We start from the raw sequence: 1,225 nt of genomic DNA on the forward strand, positions 1-1,225 counted from the left end.
TCGCCCCCGCCGCGTCGGCGGGCCCTGCAACAGTTACCGTGGAAGTCCGTCGGCGCGTGGAGGTGCCGACGGCGCCGCCGCCGGGGGCGGCCTCGGGCTCAGGGTTCTCCTTGAGTGCCAGCGGCTCCGGGTTGGCGTACGCTTCGGCAAGCAGCCCGGCCGTCAGTTTCCGCTGCCAGGGGCGGGCGCCGAGTTCGGCCAGGGCGGCGTCCATCGACTGCTCCGTGACGGGCTCCGGCGGACGCCATGCGGTGCGGCGCAGGTAGTCGGGGGTGAGCAGGTTCTCCACCGGCATGTCCAACTGCTCGGCCAGGGTTGCCAGCCGGGGGCGTGCGGTCTGCAACCGGGCCGCGGCGGCCGGGTCCTTGTCGGCCCAGGAGCGCGGCGGCGGGGGAGCGTTGGTGGGCAGGTGCAGGGGAGGCAGGTCCGTCTCGCCCCGGGCCGCGGCCACGCACCGCAGCCAGCGCGGTGCTTCACGCTGCGCGGCCCGGCCGTGGAACCCGTGCGTCTCCAGCAACTGGGGGACGGTGGCGGGCATGGCCTTGGCCGCGGCGACGATGGCCGAGTCCGGGATCAGCCGGCCCGGTGCAACATCGCGCTTGGCGGCCAAAGCTTCGCGTTCGTTCCAGAGTTCGCGCACGGCGGCCAGCTGCCGGCGGTCGCGGATCTGGTGCAGCCCGGAGGTGCGGCGCCAGGGGTCGACGCGCGGCGGCGACGGCGGGGCGGCGCGCACCGCCTCGAATTCCTCTAGTGCGTACTCAAGCTTGCCCGCCTCGCGCAGCTTGTCGATCAGGGCCTCGCGGAGCTCGATGAGCACCTCGACGTCCAGCGCGGCGTAACGCAGCCACGGCTCGGGCAGGGGACGCGTGGACCAGTCCGCCGCGGAGTGCTCCTTGGCCAGCGTGAAGCCGAGCAGAGATTCGATCACGGCTGCCAGGCCGACCCGGGGCAGGCCGGCCAGCCGGGCCGCGAGTTCGGTATCGAACAATTTGTCTGGCCACATGCCCAGCTCGGACAGGCAGGGCAAGTCCTGGCTGGCGGCGTGCAGGATCCACTCGACGCCACGCAGGGAGTCATTGAGCAGCTTCAGGTCCTCAAACGGCTCTGGGTCGATCAGCCAGGTGCCGGCACCCTCGCGCCGCAACTGGACCAGGAAGGCGCGCTGCCCGTAGCGGAAGCCCGAGGCCCGCTCGGCGTCGATGGCGACCGGACCGGTGCCGGCCGC

1 protein-coding gene is annotated in these 1,225 nt (G+C 73.1%); it reads right to left on the reverse strand.

Annotated features, from left to right (window positions below):
- On the reverse strand, positions 1–1,225 hold a 1,225-nt coding region (locus AC5RV2_RS18170; protein ID WP_494093488.1), incomplete at both ends, for an HRDC domain-containing protein.

This window comes from Arthrobacter sp. Y3225116, assembly GCF_059091245.1.